Raw genomic sequence first — 22,766 nt, forward strand, 5'->3', positions numbered from 1 at the left:
ATCACGACGCGCTCACCGCGGACGCCGTCATCGACCGGGCCACGACCAGGCGCATGATCTCGTTGGTGCCTTCCAGGATCTGATGCACCCGCAGGTCCCGGACGATCTTCTCCAGACCGTATTCGGCCAGGTAACCGTAACCGCCGTGCAGTTGCAGGGCGGCGTTGGCGACCTCGAAACCGGAGTCGGTGGCGAATCGTTTGGCCATGGCACACAGTTCGACCTTGTCCGGCGCGTCCGCGTCCAGGGCCGCCGCGGCCCGCCACAGCAGGGTCCGGGCGGCTTCCAGTTTGGTCCGCATATCGGCCAATTCGAACTGCAGGGCCTGGTTGTTCAGCAACGGTGCGCCGAATGCGGTGCGCTGGGCCAGGTAGGGCACGGTTTTGTCGAGCGCGATCTGCGCCCCGCCCATCGAGCATGCCGCGATATTCAGCCGGCCGCCGTTGAGCCCGTTCATGGCGATCCGGAAACCGTCGCCCTCTGCGCCGAGCCGGTTGGCCACCGGGACGCGGGCGTCGGTGAGGATCACCTGCCGGGTGGGCTGGGCGTTCCAGCCCATCTTCTTCTCGTTCGGGCCGACCTCCAGGCCGGGGGTGTCGGCCGGGATCACCAGGGTGGAGATACCGCGCGCACCGGTGTCCTGGGTGCGGACCATCATCACGTACAGGTCGTTGCTGCCCGCGCCCGAGATGAACTGTTTGGCGCCGTTGACGATGTAGTCGTCGCCGTCGCGCACCGCCCGGGTGGTGATGGCCGCGGCATCCGACCCCACCCCCGGTTCGGTGAGCGCATAGCTGGCCAGCAGGTCCATCGCGGTGAGCCCGGGCAGCCAGCGGCGGCGCTGTTCGTCGTCACCGTAGGCGTCGATCATCCAGGCCGCCATGTTGTGGATGGAGATATAGGCGGCCACGGCCGGGCAGCCGGTGGCGAGTTGTTCGAAGATCCGCACCGCGTCCAGCCGGCGCAGCCCGGACCCGCCGAACTCCTCGCTCACATAGATTCCGCCCAGCCCGACCGCACCCGATTTCCGCAGGACGTCCACCGGGAAATGTTTTTCCTGGTCCCATTCCACGGCATGCGGGGCCAGGTATTCGTCGGCGAACTCCCGGGCGGTATCGCGGATGGCCCGCTCGTCGGCGTCGAGAGTGAACATGCTCATTCCATCGTCGGGATGACGAAGCTGTTGCTCTCCTTGAGCCCGGCCGGCCAGCGCTGCGTCACCGTCTTGGTCTTGGTGTAGAAGCGGATCGAATCGGGGCCGTGCTGGTTCAAATCGCCGAACCCGGAGCGCTTCCAGCCGCCGAAGGTGTAGTAGGCGATCGGCACGGGGATCGGGACGTTGATGCCGACCATGCCCACCTGGACCCGGGCCGCGAAGTTACGGGCGGCGTCACCGTCGCGGGTGAAAATCGCTACGCCGTTGCCGTATTCGTGGTCGTTGGCCAGCGCGAGAGCTTCCTCGTAGTCTTCGGCGCGCACCACGCTGAGCACGGGGCCGAAGATCTCGTCGGTGTAGATGGACATATTCTTGGTGACCCGGTCGAACAGGGTCGCGCCGACGAAATAGCCGTTCTCCGCGCCCTCCACGGTGAGCCCGCGCCCGTCCACGACCAGTTCGGCGCCCTCGTCGATGCCCTGCTGGACGTATTTCTTCACCCGGTCCACACCGTCGAGACCCACCAGCGGCCCGTAGTCCGCGCCCGGATCGTCGGATTTCCCGATATTGAGCTTGTGCACCCGATCGGTGAGCTTCTCGACCAGCCGGTTCGCGGTCTCCTCGCCGACCGGTACGGCCACCGAGATCGCCATGCAGCGCTCACCGGCCGAACCGTAACCGGCGCCGATCAACTGGTCGGCGACATCGTCGAGGTCGGCGTCCGGCATGACGATGGCATGGTTCTTCGCGCCGCCGAAGCACTGGGCGCGTTTACCGTTGGCGGTGGCGGTTTCGTAGATGTACTGCGCGATCGGGGTGGAGCCGACGAAGCCGACGGCCTTGATCCGGGGGTCGTGCAGGAGGGTGTCGACGGCTTCCTTGTCGCCGTTGACCACGTTGAACACGCCCTCGGGCAGACCGGCCTCGAGGAACAGTTCGGCGAGCCGCAGCGGGACCGAGGGGTCGCGTTCGGAGGGTTTGAGCACGAAGGCGTTACCGCAGGCAAGGGCCGGGCCGGCCTTCCACAGCGGAATCATCGCGGGGAAGTTGAACGGGGTGATCCCGGCGACCACACCCAGCGGCTGGCGCATCGAGTACACATCGATCCCGGTGCCGGCGCTCTCGGTGTATTCGCCCTTGAGCAGATGCGGGATACCGACGGCGAATTCGATGACCTCGAGCCCGCGCTGGATATCACCCTTGGCGTCGGGGATGGTCTTCCCGTGCTCGCTGGACAGCAGCGCGGCGAGGGAGTCCATTTCGTCGTTGACCAGGGTCAGGAACTTCATCAGGATCCGGGCCCGGCGCTGCGGGTTCATCGCTGCCCAAGCAGGCTGCGCCGCTTCGGCATTCGCGATCGCCTGCTCGACCTCTGATTTGCTCGCCAGCGGCACCCGGGCCTGCACCTCGCCGAGGTTGGGGTCGTAGACATCGCCGAACCGGCCGGACGCGCCGGGGACCTGCTGCCCGCCGATGAAATGTGTGAGTTCTCGAACCATGCGATTCCTGCCTCGTGTCGGGGGTGGCGGGCGCGGCGCTGCGGCCGTCCGTCACACGAAGATCATTCTTGCGGGCGTCCAATAGTTGGACGTCCAAGCAAAACGATACACCCGGGCCCCACGACAAACCAGACTTCCCCGCAAGATATCCACCAACTGCGCAAACACCCCGCTCCGCGATTCATCGGTGTGGTTGCGCAAAGCCTATCCGCAGCCGGCACCCGGCGGAACTATCCCTCGGCGGACTTCTTCGCCGACCTGGTCAGCAGGTAACTACCGATCCCCAGCACCACCGCACCGACCACCAGAATCGCCCCGGACGCCCCCGCCGACTCCCCCGTCCAATCCACAACCGCCTCCACAGCCGCCATCGTCAGCGCGGCCGCACCGCCGAGACTCAGCACCCAGGAACGATCGGTGGCATAGAGAGCGAAACACACCACCGCGACCACGGTCGTGAGTACATACGCCGGCCACATCCGATCGGATATATCGACGGTCTGGGCCCCGGCCACCGCCAGCACCACCCCGGCCACATAACCGGCCCACCGCTCGAGAACGGCACCCAACCGGGTCACGCCGAGCCAGCCGAAACCGAGCACGAGCAGTCCCGGACCGGTCAGGTCGTCGAGCCCCAGCACCTCGTCCAGCAAGCCCGATACCGAGGCGGCGCTGAACCCCGCGCACAGCAGTAACCCGAGCAACGAGGGCAACGCGGCATACCCGGCGACGGCGGCGAGCAGCCCCGCCACGGCGGCATACACCCAGGTGAGGTCGGTGGTGTCGTTCCCGTCGTCCAGAATGGCCCCGGCCGCGGCCGCAATACTCACCGCCGCCAGCGCGAAGAACACCGCCGCGAGCCGCGTACGAGCGGTATGACCGGTGGAGGCAGGCCGGCGCCACGCCGGCCGGAAGAGCATCGACCACCCGCCCGCGGTCGCCACACCGGCCACCGTCACACCCACCGCGACCAGCACGAACAAAACGAACCGGCCCAGCTTCGCCATATCGTCCCAGGACTCGGCCAGGACCAGCACCACACCACTCAGCAGCAATCCGGCACCCGCATAGGCCGCGATCTCGGCGAGCAACCGCGCCGGTGTGGGCCGCGGCTCCGGCTTTGCCAGCGCCGTCACCACCGCCCCCAACTGGGTTTCGTCCAGAACGCCCCGGCGTACCAGGTCGGCCAGGGCCGCGGGGGCACGTTCGGATACCGGACCTGCCGCCACCGCGACGCCGGCATCTGCGATCGGGTCGCCGCTGCCGCCACCATCGGGTGTCATTCCGCTATCCATTCCAGACTTCGATCGCCCACGACCGGAATCGGTGCCAGCGGATACGGTCGGCGGATTCTTGCGTCGCACGCCGACCAGACGCCGGAGACCACCGAAACCTGCAGGGCGCGACTCACCCCGGCCACCCTGTTGCGACGCTTCCGGCGCCGAATCCTGTTCGGCCACAGCACCCAGTATGCCGCCCCGAACGCCGACTTTCGCGGCGCGAGATCAAACCCGCCCACCGGCGCTGGTCACGCGCTACGCTCGGGCCCGCGAACCGACGATCATCGCAGGAAGGCAGCGCTGTGGACATCGGCGATATCCGGATCATCGACGCGCATATCCACCAGTGGGACCCGTTCGGCAATCCGCGCGAGTTCAGTCGTACGGCCAAACTGCTGCGCACCCTCCCGCTGCCCCTCGGGCTCGCCGTGCGGCTGGCGCCGCGGCGGGACCGGGAGTTCATCGGGGAGCCGTCGGCGTATCTGGGTCCGTATCTGCCCGCCGACTACCGCACCGACGCCGGTGCGGTACCGGTCGAGTCGGTGGTGCATATCGAGGTCGAGTGGGCCGGGCCGAAGGCCGAGGAAACCCGCTGGGTCACCGCCTTGCCGTTCGGTGTGGACACCCCCGCACTCGCGGCGGTCAGCGGGGGTGGTTCCCCGGCCGATCCGGGTTTCGCCGAACTCCTCGAAGCCCACCTGTCGGCTTCGCCACTGGTACGTGGTATCCGCAGTGGGGTCGCCCACCACCCGGATACCGGAATCCGTAGTTTCGCCGACGGACCGAACACCTTGCGCAGCCCGGCATTCCTCGACGGTTTCGCCGCCCTCGCCGAACGCGATCTGGCCTTCGAGGCCTGGGTGTACTCGCATCAGATCCCGGCGGTGACCGCGCTCGCCCAGCGCTATCCGGAAGCCACGATCATCCTGAACCACCTGGGCACGCCCGCCGGGATCTTCGGCCCGGTGGGCAAACACACCGGCCGCGATACCGATGCGCGCACCGGAATACTCGAACGGTGGCGCACCGCTATCGCCGACCTGGCCGAATCCCCGAATGTGGTGGCGAAGGTCAGCGGCCTGATGATGCCGATTCTCGGGCATCCGGTACCGCGCGCGGGCACCCCGACGCCGGTCGCCGAACTCACCGACCGCATCGGCCCGCTGCTGCGGCACGCCGCCGGCACCTTCGGCGCCGACCGCCTCATCTGGGGATCAAACTTCCCGGTCGACCGCCCGATCACCTCGATCACCAACAGCGCGGAAGCAGTGGCGACCGTCCTGGCCGATCACCTCGGTGATTCCGCAGCGCTGGAGAAAGTCTTCCGCACGAACGCCCAGCGCGTCTACCGGCTGGACTGAGGCGATTCGGTCGCGCTGCATGATGATCGTGATCGGCGTGGGCTCGGCTTTCGATGCCCACCGATACGGGCGTGGGCGCTACCTCCCGGTCATCGACGCGTACATCGTGACCAAAGCACGGTTGCCGGCGGCCGCAGTGGTTTCGTCGGCGCAGAGCATACGCAGCGCGCGCCGCAGCAGAGCCGGATCGAGCTCGTCCAGCGCCGGTCCGCCGCGGGGGGAGGGCAGCTCGGGTAGTTCGAGGGCGTTGCCGTAGGGATCGGTGGTTTCGTCCACCTGCTCGGTGGCCGTTTCGACTCCGCCGATCAGTCGGTCGATACTCAGCCCGCGTACGGCGAGCAGATCGCGGGGATGGTCGTCCAGCCGTTCGGCCAGCAGGCAGACGACCGCGATCGCATGTTTGCACGGCCAGCCCGGGTCCGGGCAGCTACAGCCGAAGTCGATATCGGCGGCGGTTTCCGGCACCAGATGCGGGGCGAGTTCGCGGGGCAGGTCGCCGGACACTATCCGCGCCAGCATCCCCGGCGCGGACCGGATCACCTCCACCACCAGTTCCACTTCCTCCGGCCGCAACCGGCGGATCTCGCAGGTGGTGGTGAACGGGCGCGGCTGGCTGCCCTGTACCTCGGCGGTGACGAGCCCCGGTTCGATGCGGTAACTCACCACCTGACCCGCCCGCGCATAGGTGCGCCCGCGCGCGAGCCGGCCGGGGTCGGCGAGCCGTTCCATCACCTCGAGCAGCGCCTTGCCCCAGAAGTTGCGGGCGAATCCGCCGCGGCGGTTGCGGGTCGATGCCCCGCCGGATACCGGCCGGCGTTTCCCGTATTCGGCGAAATCGGCCACTACTCTCCCACCGCCTCGGCGCCCAGGCTGAACAAGCGGGCCAGATCGTCGTCGCCGAGTTCGGTGATCCAGTTCTCCCCCACTCCGATCGCGAGATCGGCGAGTTCGCGTTTCCCGGTGATCATTTCGTCGATCCGCTCCTCGATCGTGTCGACGCAGACCAGTTTCCGCACCTGCACCGCGCGCTGCTGCCCGATCCGGAAGGCGCGGTCGGTGGCCTGGTTCTCCACGGCAGGATTCCACCAGCGGTCCAGATGCACCACATGATTCGCGGCGGTCAGGTTCAGCCCTGTTCCGCCGGCCTTTAGCGAAAGCAGCATGAGCGGCGGTCCGTCCGCCCGCTGGAATGCCTCCACCATGCCGTCGCGGCGCTTCTTGGCTACCCCGCCGTGCAGGAACGGAATCGGGCTGCCGAAACGCTCGGTGAGATACGGGGCGATGAGCTCCCCGAACTCCCGGAACTGGGTGAACAGCAGCGCCTTCTCCCCTTCCGCGAGCACGGCGTCGAGCACATCCTCGACCAGCGCCAGCTTCCCGGAGCGATGCGCGCCCCGGCGCAGCACGGCGGAGGAATCCCCGAGGAAATGAGCCGGATGGTTGCACACCTGCTTCAACTTGGTGAGCGCACCGAGTACGGCTCCCTTGCGGGCCATTCCCTTGGCGTCACGCAGTTTTTCGAGCATATCCTCGACAACGGCCTGATACAGCGCCGCCTGTTCGACGGTGAGATTGGCCCGCACGGTCATCTCGAATTTCTCGGGAAGATCATCGATCACGGCCGGATCGGTTTTCACACGGCGCAGCAGGAACGGCGAGGTTACCGCGCGCAGCCGGGTGACGGCGCTCTGATCGTTCTCCCGTTCGATCGGCACGGCGAAACGGGCACGGAAAGTCTGCGGGCTGCCCAGTAACTTCGGTACCGCGAAATCGAAGAGGGAGCGTAGTTCCTCCAGCCGGTTCTCCACCGGGGTGCCGGTGAGCGCGAGCCGATGCCGGGCCGGTAACGCCCGCGCCGCCCGCGCCTGCCGGGTGGCGGCGTTCTTGATGTGCTGCGCCTCGTCGAGAACCACCCGCTCCCACTGCTGCCGCGACAGATCGGCGATATCGCGGGCGAGCAACGCGTAGGTGGTGATCACCAGATCGGCCCCGGCCACGGCTGTATCCAGATCGCCGCCCTGGGCGCGGCCGGGCCCGTGGTGCACCAGAACCTGCAGATCCGGGGCGAACCGCGCGGCTTCCCGCTGCCAGTTGCCCACCACCGACATCGGGCACACCAGCACCGTCGGCCGCGGAGTGGTGACGCCTTCGCGTTCGTGTAGCAGCAGCGCGAGGACCTGGATCGTCTTCCCGAGACCCATATCGTCGGCGAGGATCGCCCCGCAGTTCAACCGGTTCATCGTGGCCAGCCACGCCAGCCCCCGCTCCTGGTACGGGCGGAGCTGCGCCTTCAGCCGGGCCGGTGCGGCCACCGGTTCCTGCGCGCGGCCGGAGTCGAAAAGGGCTGCCGGCCACCCCTCGGCGGTGACCTCGGTGAGCGGTACCCGCCCGGCCTGGTTCGCCGCGATCTCACCGAGAAGATCGGCGAGAGTGATCTCGTTGTCGCCGGTGTGCAGCGCGACGAATTTCGCGGCGGCGGCGAGGGCACCGTGATCGGCCTGCACCCATTCCCCGCGTAACCGCACCAGATCCGATTGCACCGAGATCAGCTGCCGCATCTCGGGCTCGGACAGCACGGTATCGCCGAGTGCCAGCTCCCAGCGGTAGGACACCAGCCCGTCCAGGCCGACCGTGCTCTGGGCGGCGGGCACCGCGGCGCCGCTCACCCGTAGCCGCAGGGTCGGTTCGGTGATATTCCAGGCTCGCGGCAGCAGCAGCGGGATCCCCGCGGCCGACAACGCCTGTGCGCCGTGCGCCACCAGATCGGCCACCACTTCCGTCGGCAGAAGCAGGTCGAGGCTGTGCGAATCGGCCGGGACATCGCGGAGCCGCGGATAGGCGCGCTGCGCTTTCCCCAGCCATTCCAGGCCGGTCCGTACTTCGTCCGCGATTCCCGGCACCGGAATCGGCCGCGGCGCCGCGCCGTCGGCACGCAGGCAGACCTCCAGCCGCCACAACGCGGAATCCCCGGGCATTTCGGCGAATTCGCCGTCCGGCTCGCGCAATCGCAACACCAGCTCCGGTTCGCCGGACGATAGCGTCTCCCGCCAGTGCCGCAGCACTTCGGCCACCTGGTAGCTGCCCGACTCCACCGGAACGTCCGCCGACAATGCGTGGGCCAGCGGATGTGGATGGGCATCCGCGGCGAGCAGTTCGCGCACCATCGGATCGGTGAGCTCGGTGACCATATCGTCGAGCACATCGGCCGGCTCACCCGCGACGCGCAGCGCCGGCGGTGCCAGCGCCGCGAGTTCGGCCAGCCAGGCACGCTGACCTGGTCCGCCGACCGGCCGCCAGCGCGCCCACCACTGGCCGTCCTCGCGCCGCAATTCCGGCACCACCGCGCCCGCGCGTATCCACCTTTCCAATCCGAGTGCGAGGTGCGCGAGGAACCGCAGATCACCGGCCACGGCCGCGGCCGGCAACCGCTGCCGTAAGGCGGCGGCCGCGGCGGCGGGCACGAGCGCGTGAGCCCGGACGGTTTCCCGCCGGGCACCGGCCTCGTCCACCAGGAGCACTTCGGCGCGGTGCCGGAACCGCGACTCCGCCAGTACCGAGCCGAGCAGGCCCCCGACCGCCTCGCCCTCCTCACCCGGGGCACGCCACAGCAGTAGCCCGGCTCCGGGCGACCACAGTCCGTGCAGCATGGCCCCATCAAATCAGCCCGGTCCGACACGCCGTGAACCGTCCCCGCCCACTCCCGTCCGGACCCCGCTCCGGCGCGCCGGGCCATTTCTGGATTTATCCCCCATATCGGCACATACTGGGAAATATCCGCTGGTCACCGCTGTTATCCGCCATCCACGCCCGCCGGGCGGAGCCCGCACCGGGCGAGCTGTCCGGCAGCGGCATGCGGCAGGCGGCGCACACCGGCCCCGGAACAGCGGTCCCCACAGCACACAGCGGCGTCATCGAACAGCGGAGGGCAGCAGTATGACAATTCTGCTCCAGGTTCTCGAGCAGAGCTACACGCCGACCACACCCTGGGAGCGGCGGAAGTTCACCTTCGTGGATGCCGGCAAGATCGTCGGTATGCGGCTGGACGGCCAGTGCGGTGTCTGGCTGGATCTGTCCCGGCCCGGCGAATCGCAGCGGCTCGCCCACACCGATCGGCCCGAGGATGCCATCACGTTCCTGCTCACGGCCTTCGCCAAGATCGCCGAATGTCTCGACAGCGGCGGTTCCTGGGTGATCGGCCACGACGGGGCGCATATCGAATCCCTGGTCGCTACGCGTTTCCCACCGCGTAGCAGCGGGGTCGACAACGACGAGCTGCTGGCCCGCGCCTGGCTGTGATCCACCGGGCGCCGGAACCTGTCGGCGCCCTCGGGTATACCGGTAACCGTGATGACACGGGGGAAGATTCACACGGTTTCCGCACTGCTCACCGCCTGCTTGGTCGGCCTGCTCGCCGCCTGCGCGGTCCCGCCGGGCCTGCGGCCCGCACCCGGTAGCCCCGGGCGCGCTCAACTCGAACAACTCCTCGCCGCGGTCCGGGTGGTTCCCGAACGCCCGCACACCGGCGGCTACGAGCGTGATTGCGGGTCCGGGCAGGGGTGCGTTTTCGGGCCGGCCTGGTCCGATGATCACGACGGCCCGGGCGGCCACGACGGCTGCGATACCCGCAACAATGTCCTCGCCCGGCAGCTGGTGGAAGTCGCGTTCCGCCCGGGCACCGGGGGCTGCGTCGTCCAGTCCGGCATCCTGGCCGATCCGTATACCGGCAATCGGATGGTGTTCAGCAAAGAAAACGCCCAGCAGCTGCCCGTGGACCATATCTATCCGCTGGCCGCCGCCTGGGATATGGGAGCCGCCACCTGGTCACCGGCGCAGCGCATCCGCTTCGCGAACGATATCGAGTACAACCTGCAGGCCACCGACCGCGCGACCAATACCGATAAAAGCGACAGCACACCCGCCGAGTGGTTACCACCGTCGCGTCCGGGACACTGCTACTACGCGGGCCGGTACCTCACGGTCGCCGTGCGGTACCAGCTCCCGGTCACCGGCGCGGACCATGCGGTATTGCGCGATATCACGGCGCGGTGCGACTGATATGCACGACACCGAGACGCGCGCCGCCCCGGACGCCGTGGGTCGCGAGCCGGCCGTGCGCCCGGCTACCGCGGGGCGGCGGGGATCGGCGCCTCGAACCCGCCGTGCGTCAAGGCCGGCGTCCGGCCATATCGGCGAGCAGGCTACCGGCAACCGAGCGCATCCACACCGCGCTGGACCAACGCCGGATCAGGCACCCGTCGCCACAGGCCGTTTCGAATCGTGCGCCCACTGCGACCACGACCCCGGATACAGGGCGGCCTCCACACCCACCACCGCGAGTGCCGCGATCGCATGCGCGGCAGTGATGCCCGAACCGCAGTACACCGCGACCGGTTCACCGCCGAGGTCGTGGTATCGGCGGCGCAGCAGTTCCGCCGGCAGGAAACAGCCGTCCTCATCGAGATTCTCGCTGGTCGGAGCGCTGATTGCACCGGGGATATGCCCCGCCCGGGGATCGACGGGTTCCTGTTCCCCGCGATACCGTTCGGCGGCCCGGGCATCGATCAGCACACCTTCCCAGCGGGCGGCGGCGTCGGCATCGATCACCGGCAGCCGGCCGGGGTCGAGTTCGATATCGCCGAGTTCGGGATCCGGTTCCACGCCGGTCGCCAGGTCGCCGCCGCTGCGCAGCCATGCGGGCAGCCCGCCGTCGAGGATGCGCACATCGGTGATCCCGGCCCAGCGCAACAGCCACCACGCCCGCGCGGCCGACATACCGCCGAGGGCGTCGTAGACAACGACCGGATCCCCCGCGCACAGGCCCCAGCTGCGGGCGCATTTCTGGAGCTGCTCCGGGTCCGGCAGCGGATGCCGGCCCTGGGCCGGGGTGGGTAATGCGGCGAGTTCGGTGTCGAGGTCGACGAACACCGCGCCCGGGATATGGCCGTTCTGGTACTGCTGAGGCCCCTCCGGGTCACCCAGCTGCCAGCGGACGTCCAGCAGGCGCAGGTTTTCTTCCGTTGATTCCCGGAGTTCTTCAGCCGAGATCAGTACCGCGTTCACCGCAGCTCCTCGTCCAAGAGTCTGGAACAGTTTTTTCACCGTACGCGCGCGTGCTCTGCCGCGTCCATGCGGCCACCGCAGAGTTCACCTATCTGCGGGCCTGCTCAGATCCGGGCGAGCAGGGTCAGCGGATCTTCCAGCGCACCGGCGACCGTGGCCAGGAACCGGGCCGCCAGTTCACCGTCGATCATGCGGTGGTCGAAGCTCAGCGTCAGCGTGACCACCGACCGCACGGCCAGCTCGCCGCGGAACACCCACGGTCGCGAGTTCACCGCACCGACGCACAGAATCGCCGCCTCACCCGGGTTGACCAGCGGCGTCCCCGATTCGACCCCGAAAACGCCGACGTTGGAGATCGTGAACGTCCCGCCCCGCAGCTCGGACAGCCCGGCCCGGCCGTCGCGGGCGGTCTGCGCCAGCCAGCCGATCTCCCGGCACAGTTCCCGCAGGCTCAGCGTCTGTGCGTCCTTGATGTTGGGTACGAGCAGTCCGCGCTCGGTGGCCACCGCGATACCCAGGTTGACGAAATACCTGGTGACGATCTCCGAATTCGCCTCGTCCCAGTAGGTGTTGATCCCGGGATATTCGGCCAGCGCGGCAAGAACCGATTTCGCGACCAAGGCGAGCGGCGTGGGGGTCAGCCCCTCGAATGTCTTGGTGGCGCGCAGATGATCCAGCAGTTCCAGCGACGCCGTGATATCGACCGTGCTGGAGGTGGACGCCTGCGGGATCGTGCGGGCGCTGGCGACCATGGCGGCCGCGGTCCGTTTCCGGATTCCGGAGATCGGCGTGCGCTCCTCCCGGACCGATCCGTCGGCCCGCTGCCCGATCCGCGCGACCTCCTCGGCGGCGTGCTCGCGCGGTGCGGGTTCCGATACCGGCACCGCACCGCGAACATCGGCGACGGTGACCGCGCCTTCCGGCCCGGATCCGGCCACGTACCAGAGGTCGATCCCCAACTCCCGCGCCAGCTTTCGCGCACCGGGGGTGGCGGAGACCCGCCCGCCGCCGACCCCCGAGCCCAGGGTGTCCCCGCCGTGTGGTGCACCGGGCGGCGCCGCCCCGCCGCGGTCCCCAGCTGCCGCATCGGGCCGAGTACCCCGTGCGGTCTCGGCCGGCGAACGAGCACCCGCATCAGCACGGGTGCCGCCAAAGGCCTCCGTATGCTCCGCGCCCACCGGGGCCGACGTTTCCTCGGCGGCACCGGCTCCTTGCACAGGCGCTGCGGCCGTCTCGTCCGCCACCCCCGCATCCGCGCCGATGACACCCCCCTCGTAGTCGACCCCGGCGGTCGTCGTTTCCGCAGGTGGAGCGGATGCCGCGGCACGCATGCGGCGCCGGCGCGACGGCTGATTCTCCGTCTCCGGCCCATAGCCCACCAACACCGACGTGCGACCGTTGCCCTCCGGTGCGGGCGTGCTGCTACGGATCCGCAGCAGCGGCGCCCCGACCTCGATCGTCGACCCGGGTTCGGCGAGCAGTTCCACCACGGTGCCCGCGAACGGCGAGGGCAGCGCGACCACCGCCTTCGCGGTTTCCACCTCGGCGATGGTCTGGTTCAACTCGACCTCGTCGCCCACCGCGACGGTCCAGTTCTGCAGTTCGGCGTCGGTGAGCCCCTCGCCTAGGTCGGGCAGCCGGAACTCCAGGATCTCGCCCGATTCGGCGGTAGCGGCATCGTCCACGGTGGGCACCTCCGGCTGGCGTCAGGGTGGCGGGGCACTCAGGCGGCAAGTGTGCTGTCGACCGCCGCCAGGATGCGGTCCGGATCGGGCAGGTGATGCTTTTCGAGCTTAGCCGGAGGATAGGGAATATCGAATCCGCCGACCCGCCGGACCGGTGCTTCGAGTCGATAGAAACAACGTTCGGTGATCCGGGCCGCGATCTCCGCGCCGATTCCGCCGGTGACCGGCGCTTCGTGCACCACGATCAGCCGGCCGGTCCGGTCCACCGATTCGGCGATGGTGTCGATATCCAGTGGCGCCAGGCTGCGCAGATCGATCACTTCGAGCGAAATGCCCTCTTCTGTAGCGATTTTCGCCGCGGTCATCGCGGTGGCGACAGTACCTCCGTAGGCGACGAGGGTGGCGTCCGACCCCGGTACGCAGACCCGGGCCCGGTCCAGCGGCAGCGAATCCGTTGCGGCGGGATCGAGTTCGGCCTTGTCCCAGTAGCGGCGTTTGGGTTCGAAGAAGATCACCGGATCGTCCAGCGCGATCGCCTGGCGGATCATCGTATAGGCGTCGGCCGGGTTGCTCGGCGAAACCACCCGCAGGCCCGCGGTATGCGCGAAGTAGGCCTCCGGCGATTCGGAATGGTGTTCGACGGAACCGATCCCGCCGCCGAACGGGATCCGGATCGTGAGCGGAGCGCTCACCTTGCCCCGTGTCCGGTAATGGATTTTGGCCACCTGCGAGACGATCTGATCGAAGGCCGGGTAGACGAAGCCGTCGAACTGGATCTCGCATACCGGCCGATAACCGCGCAGTGCCATCCCGAACGCCGTGCCCACGATGCCGGATTCGGCCAGCGGCGTATCGATGACGCGGCGGTCGCCGAAATCCTTCTGCAGCGTATCGGTCACCCGGAACACACCACCCAGCCGGCCGATGTCCTCACCCATCAGCACCACCTTGGGATCGTCCTCCAGGGCGGTGCGCAACCCAGCGTTGAGCGCCGCGGCGAATGTGGTGATCATGAGCGGACTCCTTCCTCGCGCAGGGTGGGCGCGACGTTCTCGCCGGCGGCCGGGTCGTCGGCCAGGTACTCGGCGTAGTCGCGGCGCTGGGCCGCGACGAGGTGATGCGGTGTCGCGTAGACGTGGTCGAACAATTCCAGCGGTTCGGGATCGGGCATGGCCAGCGTGGCCGACCGGATCCGGTGCGCCACCTCGTCCGCGCGTTCGTCCACCCGCCGCTGCCCGGCCGGATCGAACAGGCCCTCGCGTTCGAGCAGCCGCCGCATCCGCAGGATCGGATCGCGGCGGGCCCAGTCCCCGGTTTCGGCGGAGGTGCGGTAGCGGGTCGGGTCGTCGGCGGTGGTGTGCGGGCCCATGCGGTAGGTGATGGCCTCGATGAAGGAGGGACCGCCACCAGTGCGGGCGCGGGCGGCGGCCCGGCGGGTGACGGCCAGGACCGCCAGCACATCGTTACCGTCCACCCGGGTCGCCGGGATCCCATGACCCACCGCTCGCTGCGCGATCGGGGTCGCGCTCTGCAGATGTACGGGTTCGCTGATCGCCCAGTGGTTGTTCTGGCAGAAGAACACGACCGGGGCGCTCCAGGTGGAGGCGAAGGTCAGGGCCTCGGCGATATCGCCCTGGCTGGTGGCGCCGTCACCGAAGTAGGCGATGGTGGCGATCTCCGCACCTTCCAGGTGGGCGGCGTAGGCGTAACCGGTGGCGTGCAGGCCCTGCGCGCCCACCACGATCGCCGGGTTGGTCATATTGATCTCCGCCGGATCCCACGACGAATGCGCGACCCCGCGCCACATCGGGGTGATAGCTCCCGGGTCCACTCCGCGGCAGTACGCGACCGCCGCTTCGCGGTAACTGCTGAAGACGTAGTCGTCGGGCTGTAGCGCGTGTGCCGAACCGACCTGCGCGGCTTCCTGCCCCTCCCCCGGCGCCCACAGACCCAGCTGGCCCTGCCGGGCCAAGGCGACGGCCTCGGTATCGATCCGCCGGCTCACCACCAGATCTTCGTAGAGCTGCCACAGGTCATCCGGTCCGATATCGGCGACCAGGGCCTGATATTCGGGGTTGTGCACCCGAGCGCCGTCGGGCTGGATCAGTTGCACCGGATACTCGGTTGTGCCGGGCATCGGCCTCGCCTCCTCACGCGGGTCACGCGCTGATGTGGCCTACAACACACAGCATCCACGCCTAGGCGAACTGCGCAAGTCTCGATCCGGCAACTGAGCATTCCGCACGGTTTTGGACCGCCATTTGCTGTCATACTGCGCTTTATGACCAGCCAGGAAAGCACCGACCCGGTACTGGACGCCACGGACGCGCGACTACTGCTCGAACTGACCGCCAGCCCCCGCGCCACCGGCGTCGAGCTGGCCGCGCGGCTCGGACTCTCCCGCAATACAGTGCAGGCCCGGCTCGCGCGCTGGGAAGCCGCCGGCGTCCTGCGCAGTTTCGAACTCCGGGTGCAGCCGCGCGCGCTCGGGTACCGGCTGTCCGCATTCGTCGCGGTGGTCGTGGACCAGCATCGCCTCGACGCCGTGGTCGACGAATTGGCCGAGGTACCGGAGGTGACCGAGGCATGCGGTATGACCGGCCCGACCGATCTCACGGTCCGCGTGGTCGCCCGCGATGCCGACGATCTCTATCGGATCGCCGGCCAGATCCTGAAGATCCCCGGCGTGGTCCGCACCAATATGACACTGGTGATGCAGGAACTGGTCGGCCCCCGCACCGCCCCGCTGCTCCGCCGCCTGGCCGAGCGGGACTGAACCGCCACGAACCCGCTTATTAAGCGACATACCTAGGCTTGTGTCGCAGTAAGGGATAAGGTGCCGATATGGAGCTCTCAGGCACAGCAACCGACACCTTCTCCGGCCGGACCGCCGTAGTCACCGGCGGCGGCTCCGGTATCGGCGCGGCACTGGCCCGCGGGCTCGCCGGCCACGGCGCGAAGGTCGTCGTCGCCGACCTCGACCCCACCACCGCGGCGAAGGTCGCGGACGAGATCGGCGACGCCGCGATCTCCGCCGGCGGCGACGCCGCCGACCCCGAGGTGATCGCACAGCTGATCACGGCCGCGGAAACCACCTTCGGCCCCGTCGACTTCTACTTCGCCAACGCCGGTATCGGCGGCGGCGCAGGCCTGGACAGCACCGACGCGCAATGGTCGGCCGCCCTCGAGGTCAACACCCTGGCGCATATCCGCGCCGCCCGCCTCCTCGTCCCCGGCTGGCTGGAACGCGGCAGCGGCTACTTCGTCTCCACCGCCTCCGCCGCCGGCCTGCTCACCCAACTGGGCTCGGCACCGTACTCGGTCTCCAAACACGCCGCCGTAGGCTTCGCCGAATGGCTGTCGATCACCTACGGCGACAAGGGAATCGGCGTCAGTTGCATCTGCCCGATGGGCGTGGACACGGCATTGCTCCGGGAAGGCATGATCCCGGAGAACAACGCCGAAGCGGGCCGGTTGGCGATCACCGCCGTGAAATCCGCAGGCGCCGTACTCAGCGCCGAAGAGGTCGCCGACACAGTCCTCGCCGGGGTCGCGGCGGGCGAATTCCTGATCCTCCCGCACCCCGAAGTCCTGCAGATGTACCGGAACAAGGGATCGGACTACGACCGCTGGATCCGCGGCATGCGCCGCTTCCAAGCTGCCCTGGAAAACCCCGGCAACTGACCCCAGGGAAATCACAATCGCAAGTCCGGCGCCGGCGGCCGATACACCGACCAGCGGTTCTGGAGCTCGGCAGGATCGACGAAGCGCGACGGCTCGACAAACCGGCGGGACTGTTGGATTACCCCCGGGGCGGGCAGTTGTCAGGACTCCGGCGGTGAACCGGCGGCCCTTGCCAGCGCGGCACCCCCGTCAGCAACCGAGGTGTCGTCGTCCGCCGCATCCTCCTCCCGATTGGGCGGATTCAGAGGGGGAAGCCGCCGTACCAGGACTTCCAATTCCTCGTACATCCGCTTGTTTCCTTGCGCCTCCCGGACCGCTTCGACCCAACCGCTGTACTGCTCCCAGGCCTTGATCAGGCGCGCACCGGCTGTGTGGTCGACCACCTCTTGGTCGAAGATCCCCATGTTCACGCCCGCGGCGATGTTCTCCAAGTACCCGAGGTAGGAGCGCAATCCCATATACTCCTCACTGTTCGGGACTTTCGCCCTTTCCAGGAATCCGTCATCGGCGTGCACCTTCGAATACAGGTCGTACTGGCGCGCAATCGTATTACCGATGAATTCCAGCGTATACCGGCGGCATTGGCGTCGATTCTCCTCGATCGCCTCTTCCGTGGCACGCTCCACCGCTAGTCGCGACTCCTTGACCTGATGCGTAAAAATCCGGATCTGCCATATGAAGCCAGCGCACCCGAGAACAAACGTGGCAATCATGACGAAATCTGACACCTCGTCGATTTTAGCGTCAATCCTGTTGCCGCTCAGCGGATTACGACAACCAGTTTCAGCTCTTTCACCAAGACCTGGGGCCGTCGTCGCCGACGCACCCGGCTGATCCGCCGAGCACATGACCCGGGTAAAACGGGTCCCCAGCATACCCAGCACGTCGCTCAGGATCACCGTGCCCCATCCAGATCGCCCGGACCCGTGTCGCATGCACCCTCTCGCCGAACCTACGGACGACGCCCAGGACCATTCACCACTTGTCCGGTCTCGGTGAGGATCGGGGACAGCATGTTCAGCGACGCCTTCAACCTGCATGCGGGCATGGAGCGGCCCGCCGCGTGATCTCCTTTCAATAGCTGGTTCCAGGCTTGCTGCAAACCTCCGGGTATGCCCGCGCGGTCTGATCGAATCGTTTCTCGGCGACGGAAGCACCGAGGACATCGAACAACGTATTCGTACGCGACTGAAGCGCCAGGTGATGGTGTCCCGCAAGCACGGTCCTCTCCAGCGCGAGGTACTGCTCCACGAGTCCGCCACGCGGCCCGTGATCGGGGTCACCGGAAATCATGGCCGCTCGGACGAGACAGCCGGCCGAGGTCAGCCAATTGGCGAACGTAACCGTACGGAAGGCAGACTCACCCCCGAACGAGCACAGCAGTTGCGAGCGATCGGAGTCTCGCTCGACTGATCGACCACCCCCGACCGGTGCCTCCAGCCTGCGTTCACCAGATTCAGTCCCCTGCCGCCGAACTGATCATTCTGGGTAGTGGTATTCGATCGCCCTGTCATCGAACGGAATACCCTGCCGGCGCAGGCTGTCGACTACCTGCCGAGTGAATCGCCGCGCGGGACGGTAGTGAGTGCTGTGGTCGGAAAGAAGCTGGACGCGGCCCTGCACGACCTGGATTTCGCCGGCACCGGCGACGGGTTGCCCCGCCAGGAAGCTGGAGTGATGGAAGCGGCCGAGGATATGTTCCGGGGAAGAGTAGAGGTGGCCATCGGCGTCCATGACGAATATCGCGCGGCCGCCATCGGGAGTCCAGAGAGTCCGTGCCTGGGTGGTATCGAACGGTTGCGTGTGGTCGTTGTTCCGGTAGACCACTCCGTGGTTCGCAAAGAGCCGATATGAGGCAGCCTTCTCGGTAGTGAGGTAGTCGACGGCCGTGCTACCCCACACCGGATTACCCAGGATATGTTCACCCCGAAATTCGGGCTGCAACGGCGTGGTGTCATAGACTATGTTTTCATATTCGATTTCTTCGGGAGAAATAACCAGCCGGATCTGTTTCCGGTCGAGCTCGGAGCCGTCGACCAGTTCCCTCACGATCTCGTGGGCAGGAACAGTTTGGTTCGTTGTGATCAACAGAACGTCCGAGCTATTCTCCCAGTAGTCCGCAACCAGCAACACCGCCGCTCCGGACCTCAACCGGAGAGGCAAATAGACACCGTATTCCTTGTCATGATAGAAAATTCGTCTCAGCGCATTGCTTACCGCATGAAATGAGGCATGTATACGCGCCACAGGATGCCCGGACCGCAGAAAATCTACGACAGCCTCACGCGGCAGCAGGAGGTAGGGCAACACCGGCCAGGGCCTGGCGTCGTCCATTCGCTGGACGACCTCGGCGACGAATGCTCCCATATCTTCCGCGCTGTGCGTGGTAGGGAGAGTGGTCGGCACGGGATACCCTTGGCGGATACCATCAGCGAGTATCTGGTATTGCTCCTCCTGGGTCTTGGTTCCTATAGGCCGGCGGAGCAGATCCTTTGCCACCGCATCCGCAAGACTGTCATCGAGTTCGCGGGAATGAACACCGTGAATGATAATGTTGACCACACCGGCCCAGGGGCTAACCACTTACATCCTCCAATGATCAGTAGAACGCGCGCATATTTATTTGATCCAGGGTGATTTGTACGCCCAGGTTTCGCAGATGGTGAGCAGCCTGCAATGTATACGCTTGCATGGGCTGATAGTGCCCACTCGAATCGTTCAAGAGTTGCAGCTCGCCATTAATCACAACTAGCTCACCAGCCGCGGAGACCGGTTCTCCAGCCAGAAAACTTGAATGATGAAACCGTCCCTGCCCATGACTGTTAGAGGCATACAGATTGCCTTCCCCATCCATTACGAATATTGCGCGGCCACCACTATGCGGAGTTTCGGATTCCGCGTCGGTCGTATCGAACAATTCTCCGTGCGAATCGTAGATCAATCCGTCCACCACAGTTAGCCTGTACTGCTCTCTTTCGTTTTCGTCCACGTACTCCACTGCCGTATCCCACACGACCCCCGCCGTGTTCTCCCCGCGAAATGCCGGGCTCATCTCGGTCGTATGCGCCGGTAGCGGCCGCGGTCAGCGCGTTCTTGCCGCCTCGGTGAGATCATCCATGGCGATCTCGTCGCGACGCCCCGCCGCGACCTGGACGGCCTTGATGCCGAGATCGAGTGCGGTTTCTTCCAAAGTTGCGGCCCAAGCGCCACGCACACCGGCGCGGGCCGCGGCTTTCAACGCCGCCTTCGACACCAGCCGTTGCAGGAGTTGTTTGATCGCGGTGCGGACCGCGATACGGGCGCGGTTTGGGCCACCACTGCTTTTGCACCCGCGGCCGGTGCTCCGACACCGGTGGAAACGGCCGCCAGAAGGATGGCCATCTCGACTGCGAATATCGCCAAACTGGCCAGAATCACCAATTTGGTGTGCTCGATATCGGCCGCCCCGTCGCCGATCTCGTCACCCAACGTTTCGATATGTTTGATCAGGCCGTCGAACGCGCCCTGGCCGTGCCCTAGGTCGGTCCAGCGATCCGAGATCGCCTGTGCTGTGTCACCCTCGATCGCGGCCAGCACCTGATCGATCGCATGGTTGGCGTCCGGACCGATTTCCTGAAGGTCGGCGGCCAGCGTCACCCACGCTGTCTCCACCCGCCGCATCGCGGTATCGTCACCCTCGGGCCAATCTCCGGCCCCGACGACGTATTTGCAAACCCACTGCAAGGCTTCGGGGATCTCGATACCCACTCAGCACACCCCACCGAACAGTGCGGCCGAACCGGTTACGTGGCAGCAGTTTCCGCGTTCCACCCGCGTAAACGACCAACCCACCTCGGCCCCCTCCACTTCGACAACAGATCCATCACCCATAACCGACGCTGCCGAACACCATCCGGTTCCATCGCGCCCTGGAGGTTTTGAATCCGACCCCGGGCGACGATACCGGGTCGGTCGACGGGGAGCACCGCCGAGACGGCGCTGCCGCCGCATTCTCGATCGTGTCACGACCGCGGAAGGTGTGTCATGATCGACCGATGAGTTTGGGGGATGCCTTCGGGTTGACCGGTACGCCGATTTCCTGCCGAGACACCATGGGACGGACGGGGATACGCGGTACCCGTCGCCACGGAATCTACGCAGTACGTTTGCCGGGTTGGGCGACTTCGTCCTGCAGTTCGGCTCTTTCTTCGCAGCTCTCGCGGTACTGCTCATACTAGTGGCGAAGTTGGGGTTCTCACCGGCCGTCGGCTCGTCGGCGATGCTGATACCCATTGTCGTCATCGTAGGGAACCGGATCCTGCTGCCGAAAACGGTGCATTCGAGCGTCGGCGAGTTGATCTTCGGACTGGTGGAGATCCGCGGTAGCGACGGCGCGTGGCCCGGTTGGCGCGATCTGTTGTCCGGACACGGGCAGGGTCGGGACGGTGTGCCCAATATCGTCGCCGTACGTCGCTGCGATGTCCGCCGCGCCTGAGCCCGCGACACCGGACAGCGCGCTAGGTTCCCGGGGCCTCGGTGACCAGTGCCCGGGCCGCGCTACGGATGACCTCGGGGATCTCGACCGGTTTACGCGTCTCCTCGTCCACGTAGACATGGACGAAGGTGCCGGTGGCAGCAAGTTCCAGGTCCTGTCCGGCTTCCCGGAAGATCGCCAGGTCGTAGGTGATGCTGGAGCGGCCGAGGCGGGCGATTCGCAGGCCGACCTGCAGTTTGTCGGGGAAGCTGAGCGAGGCGTGGAACCGGCAGGAGGTTTCCGCGACGATCCCGATCGCGGGTAACTCACGGATATCGGTGCCCGTCGCGTCGATCAACCACGCATTGACGGCGGTATCGAAGTACGCGTAATAGGTCACGTTGTTCACGTGCCCGTAGTGGTCGTTATCGGCCCATCGGGTGGGCACCGGCCAGAGCACCGGATACTGCGTCGTCACCCGGGCGACGATACCGGGTCGGTCGGCGGGCAGCGCCGCCGAGACGATTCTGACCGACCCCGGCCGGGCGCGAGACGCCCGTGCCACGGTCGGCCTCCCGCCACGGTCCCGGCCGTGGGGCGGATACGAATCAACTGGCCGAGGAAACCGCGGCAGAACCGCCGGCCCGGTGCTCCCGCGGACTGACACCGAAATGTCGTTTGAACGCCGTGCTCAAGGCGAACGCGCTGCCGTACCCGACGCGGCGGGCGATGGCCTCGACCGTGTCCTCGGTGCCCTGTAGCAGGTCGGCGGCCAGGTCGAGACGCCATTCGGTGAGGAATGCCATGGGTGGTTCGCCGACCAGTTCGGTGAACCGGCGGGCCAGCGCGGCCCGTGAGGACCCGACTTCCTGGGCCAGCGCGGCCACGGTCCAGGGGTGAGCGGGGTTGTGCTGGAGTAGCCGCAGGGCCTTCCCCACCAGTGGGTCGCCGTAGGCGTGGTACCACGGTGGGGCCTCGGTGCCGGAGAACCAGGTACGCAGGGTCGAGATGAGCAGCAGGTCCAGCAGGCGGTCCAGCACTACGCCTTGGCCGGGTAGGTCCTTGACGGTTTCGTCGGTCAGCAGGCCGAGCAGCCGATCGTCGGAACGGCCGCGCGGCAACACCAGCATGGGCGGTAGTGCACGCAGCAGGCGCCGGCTCACCGCGCCGACATATTCGTAGGAGCCGGTAACGAACACCGTTTCCCCGTCCGGATCGTTACCCCACTGCCGTACCCCGAGACTCATCGTCTCGCAGAGCACTTCACCGTCCAGAGTCGTGGTGACCTGTCCCGGGTTGATCAGGATCTGCGGTTCGGTCGCGGGATCGTCCGCGACGGTATAGGGATGCGGCCCCCGGAACACCGCGACATCCCCGGCCTCGACCCGGCGCTGCTCGCCGTCGGCGGTGAGCGCCCACGCCCACCCCCGGACCACGGCGACGAGCGTCAGCGGCGATTCGTCCTGGATCCGCAGCGACCACGGCGGGCGGAGCATCGACCGCAGCACGAACGCACCCCGGGCTCGCGGGCCCTCCAGCAGTGCAGCCAATGCATCCACTCCGCCAACCATAATCTGCACAAGCGCCG

22 protein-coding genes are annotated in these 22,766 nt (G+C 67.1%); 6 read left to right on the top strand and 16 right to left on the bottom strand.

The genetic code is table 11. From position 1 onward, the window contains the following. Position 1: 1 nt before the first annotated feature. From QH196_RS22450 to QH196_RS22460, 3 genes are all read right to left on the bottom strand, one after another. Positions 2-1,153 carry an acyl-CoA dehydrogenase family protein gene (locus QH196_RS22450; RefSeq protein WP_280417790.1) on the bottom strand — a complete coding sequence of 384 codons (1,152 nt, stop codon included), beginning with the start codon at positions 1,151-1,153 and terminating at the stop codon, positions 2-4. 2 nt (positions 1,154-1,155) lie between these two features. Continuing rightward, positions 1,156-2,655: a CoA-acylating methylmalonate-semialdehyde dehydrogenase gene (locus QH196_RS22455; protein ID WP_280417791.1), complete on the bottom strand. Its 1,500-nt coding sequence runs from the start codon at positions 2,653-2,655 to the stop codon at positions 1,156-1,158. 230 nt (positions 2,656-2,885) lie between these two features. Continuing rightward, positions 2,886-3,938, bottom strand: coding sequence for a DUF2157 domain-containing protein (locus QH196_RS22460; protein WP_280417792.1), 1,053 nt, complete (start codon positions 3,936-3,938; stop codon positions 2,886-2,888). A 299-nt stretch (positions 3,939-4,237) separates the two neighbouring features. Here QH196_RS22460 and QH196_RS22465 point away from each other — a divergent pair, with 299 nt between their 5' ends. Continuing rightward, on the top strand, positions 4,238-5,296 hold the full coding sequence (locus QH196_RS22465) for an amidohydrolase family protein (RefSeq protein ID WP_280417793.1): 1,059 nt from the start codon (positions 4,238-4,240) through the stop codon (positions 5,294-5,296). A 78-nt stretch (positions 5,297-5,374) separates the two neighbouring features. On the opposite strand, the gene QH196_RS22470 is transcribed toward QH196_RS22465, so the two are convergent. Together QH196_RS22470 and QH196_RS22475 are read right to left on the bottom strand one after the other, a co-directional pair. Continuing rightward, on the bottom strand, positions 5,375-6,139 hold the full coding sequence (locus tag QH196_RS22470) for an SWIM zinc finger family protein (protein WP_280417794.1): 765 nt from the start codon (positions 6,137-6,139) through the stop codon (positions 5,375-5,377). Next, positions 6,139-8,943, bottom strand: a complete 2,805-nt coding sequence (locus tag QH196_RS22475; protein ID WP_280417795.1) for a DEAD/DEAH box helicase — start codon at positions 8,941-8,943, stop codon at positions 6,139-6,141. The genes QH196_RS22470 and QH196_RS22475 overlap by 1 nt, the downstream gene beginning before the upstream one ends. A gap of 286 nt (positions 8,944-9,229) precedes the next feature. Between QH196_RS22475 and QH196_RS22480 the strand changes: the two genes are divergently transcribed. Both QH196_RS22480 and QH196_RS22485 read left to right on the top strand, forming a co-directional pair. Next, on the top strand, positions 9,230-9,592 hold the full coding sequence (locus QH196_RS22480) for a hypothetical protein (RefSeq protein ID WP_280417796.1): 363 nt from the start codon (positions 9,230-9,232) through the stop codon (positions 9,590-9,592). Positions 9,593-9,643: 51 nt separating this feature from the next. Next, a complete protein-coding gene (locus tag QH196_RS22485) occupies positions 9,644-10,351 on the top strand; it encodes an HNH endonuclease family protein (protein WP_280417797.1) in 708 nt (235 codons plus the stop codon). 189 nt (positions 10,352-10,540) lie between these two features. Here QH196_RS22485 and QH196_RS22490 read toward each other — a convergent pair whose 3' ends face one another. From QH196_RS22490 to pdhA, 4 genes are all read right to left on the bottom strand, one after another. After that, positions 10,541-11,356: a sulfurtransferase gene (locus QH196_RS22490; protein WP_280417798.1), complete on the bottom strand. Its 816-nt coding sequence runs from the start codon at positions 11,354-11,356 to the stop codon at positions 10,541-10,543. A 104-nt stretch (positions 11,357-11,460) separates the two neighbouring features. Next, on the bottom strand, positions 11,461-13,041 hold the full coding sequence (locus tag QH196_RS22495; protein WP_280417799.1) for a dihydrolipoamide acetyltransferase family protein: 1,581 nt from the start codon (positions 13,039-13,041) through the stop codon (positions 11,461-11,463). A 38-nt stretch (positions 13,042-13,079) separates the two neighbouring features. Then, a complete protein-coding gene (locus tag QH196_RS22500) occupies positions 13,080-14,054 on the bottom strand; it encodes an alpha-ketoacid dehydrogenase subunit beta (RefSeq protein ID WP_280417800.1) in 975 nt (324 codons plus the stop codon). Continuing rightward, positions 14,051-15,178 (bottom strand): pyruvate dehydrogenase (acetyl-transferring) E1 component subunit alpha, encoded by a 1,128-nt coding sequence (gene pdhA / locus QH196_RS22505; RefSeq protein WP_280417801.1) that lies wholly within the window; start codon positions 15,176-15,178, stop codon positions 14,051-14,053. Before pdhA ends, QH196_RS22500 begins: the two co-directional genes overlap by 4 nt. A gap of 144 nt (positions 15,179-15,322) precedes the next feature. Here pdhA and QH196_RS22510 point away from each other — a divergent pair, with 144 nt between their 5' ends. Both QH196_RS22510 and QH196_RS22515 read left to right on the top strand, forming a co-directional pair. After that, entirely contained in the window at positions 15,323-15,817 is a 495-nt protein-coding gene (locus tag QH196_RS22510; protein WP_280417802.1) for an Lrp/AsnC family transcriptional regulator, read from the top strand. A gap of 68 nt (positions 15,818-15,885) precedes the next feature. Continuing rightward, complete coding sequence (locus QH196_RS22515; protein WP_280417803.1) at positions 15,886-16,725, top strand: SDR family oxidoreductase; 840 nt, start codon at positions 15,886-15,888, stop codon at positions 16,723-16,725. Between the two features lie 140 nt (positions 16,726-16,865). On the opposite strand, the gene QH196_RS22520 is transcribed toward QH196_RS22515, so the two are convergent. The 5 genes from QH196_RS22520 to QH196_RS22540 form a co-directional block, all read right to left on the bottom strand. After that, entirely contained in the window at positions 16,866-17,624 is a 759-nt protein-coding gene (locus QH196_RS22520) for a DUF4760 domain-containing protein (RefSeq protein WP_280417804.1), read from the bottom strand. A 580-nt stretch (positions 17,625-18,204) separates the two neighbouring features. Continuing rightward, positions 18,205-19,308 (bottom strand): hypothetical protein, encoded by a 1,104-nt coding sequence (locus QH196_RS22525; RefSeq protein ID WP_280417805.1) that lies wholly within the window; start codon positions 19,306-19,308, stop codon positions 18,205-18,207. A gap of 16 nt (positions 19,309-19,324) precedes the next feature. Continuing rightward, positions 19,325-19,723 carry a hypothetical protein gene (locus QH196_RS22530; protein WP_280417806.1) on the bottom strand — a complete coding sequence of 133 codons (399 nt, stop codon included), beginning with the start codon at positions 19,721-19,723 and terminating at the stop codon, positions 19,325-19,327. A gap of 84 nt (positions 19,724-19,807) precedes the next feature. Then, entirely contained in the window at positions 19,808-19,978 is a 171-nt protein-coding gene (locus tag QH196_RS22535) for a hypothetical protein (RefSeq protein ID WP_280417807.1), read from the bottom strand. After that, the gene (locus QH196_RS22540; protein ID WP_280417808.1) at positions 19,960-20,472 is read right to left on the bottom strand and encodes a hypothetical protein; all 513 of its coding nucleotides are present in this window, start codon (positions 20,470-20,472) and stop codon (positions 19,960-19,962) included. The genes QH196_RS22535 and QH196_RS22540 overlap by 19 nt, the downstream gene beginning before the upstream one ends. 406 nt (positions 20,473-20,878) lie before the next feature. Here QH196_RS22540 and QH196_RS22545 point away from each other — a divergent pair, with 406 nt between their 5' ends. Then, positions 20,879-21,199, top strand: coding sequence for a hypothetical protein (locus QH196_RS22545; RefSeq protein ID WP_280417809.1), 321 nt, complete (start codon positions 20,879-20,881; stop codon positions 21,197-21,199). A 22-nt stretch (positions 21,200-21,221) separates the two neighbouring features. Here the strand turns inward: QH196_RS22545 and QH196_RS22550 are convergent, their stop codons facing one another. Next, a complete protein-coding gene (locus QH196_RS22550) occupies positions 21,222-21,656 on the bottom strand; it encodes an acyl-CoA thioesterase (protein ID WP_280417840.1) in 435 nt (144 codons plus the stop codon). 130 nt (positions 21,657-21,786) lie between these two features. Next, a complete protein-coding gene (locus QH196_RS22555) occupies positions 21,787-22,737 on the bottom strand; it encodes an AraC family transcriptional regulator (protein WP_280417810.1) in 951 nt (316 codons plus the stop codon). Between the last annotated feature and the right edge of the window lie 29 nt (positions 22,738-22,766).

It is taken from the genome of Nocardia carnea, assembly GCF_029868325.1.
GTDB lineage: Bacteria > Actinomycetota > Actinomycetes > Mycobacteriales > Mycobacteriaceae > Nocardia > Nocardia carnea_C.

Coding starts and splice junctions, on each gene's coding strand:
- QH196_RS22450 (WP_280417790.1), bottom strand. CDS start 1,153: ATGTTCACTCTCGACGCCGACGAGCGGGCCATCCGCGATACCGCCCGG.
- QH196_RS22455 (WP_280417791.1), bottom strand. CDS start 2,655: ATGGTTCGAGAACTCACACATTTCATCGGCGGGCAGCAGGTCCCCGGC.
- QH196_RS22460 (WP_280417792.1), bottom strand. CDS start 3,938: ATGACACCCGATGGTGGCGGCAGCGGCGACCCGATCGCAGATGCCGGC.
- QH196_RS22475 (WP_280417795.1), bottom strand. CDS start 8,943: ATGCTGCACGGACTGTGGTCGCCCGGAGCCGGGCTACTGCTGTGGCGT.
- QH196_RS22480 (WP_280417796.1), top strand. CDS start 9,230: ATGACAATTCTGCTCCAGGTTCTCGAGCAGAGCTACACGCCGACCACA.
- QH196_RS22485 (WP_280417797.1), top strand. CDS start 9,644: ATGACACGGGGGAAGATTCACACGGTTTCCGCACTGCTCACCGCCTGC.
- QH196_RS22500 (WP_280417800.1), bottom strand. CDS start 14,054: ATGATCACCACATTCGCCGCGGCGCTCAACGCTGGGTTGCGCACCGCC.
- pdhA (WP_280417801.1), bottom strand. CDS start 15,178: ATGCCCGGCACAACCGAGTATCCGGTGCAACTGATCCAGCCCGACGGC.
- QH196_RS22510 (WP_280417802.1), top strand. CDS start 15,323: ATGACCAGCCAGGAAAGCACCGACCCGGTACTGGACGCCACGGACGCG.
- QH196_RS22515 (WP_280417803.1), top strand. CDS start 15,886: ATGGAGCTCTCAGGCACAGCAACCGACACCTTCTCCGGCCGGACCGCC.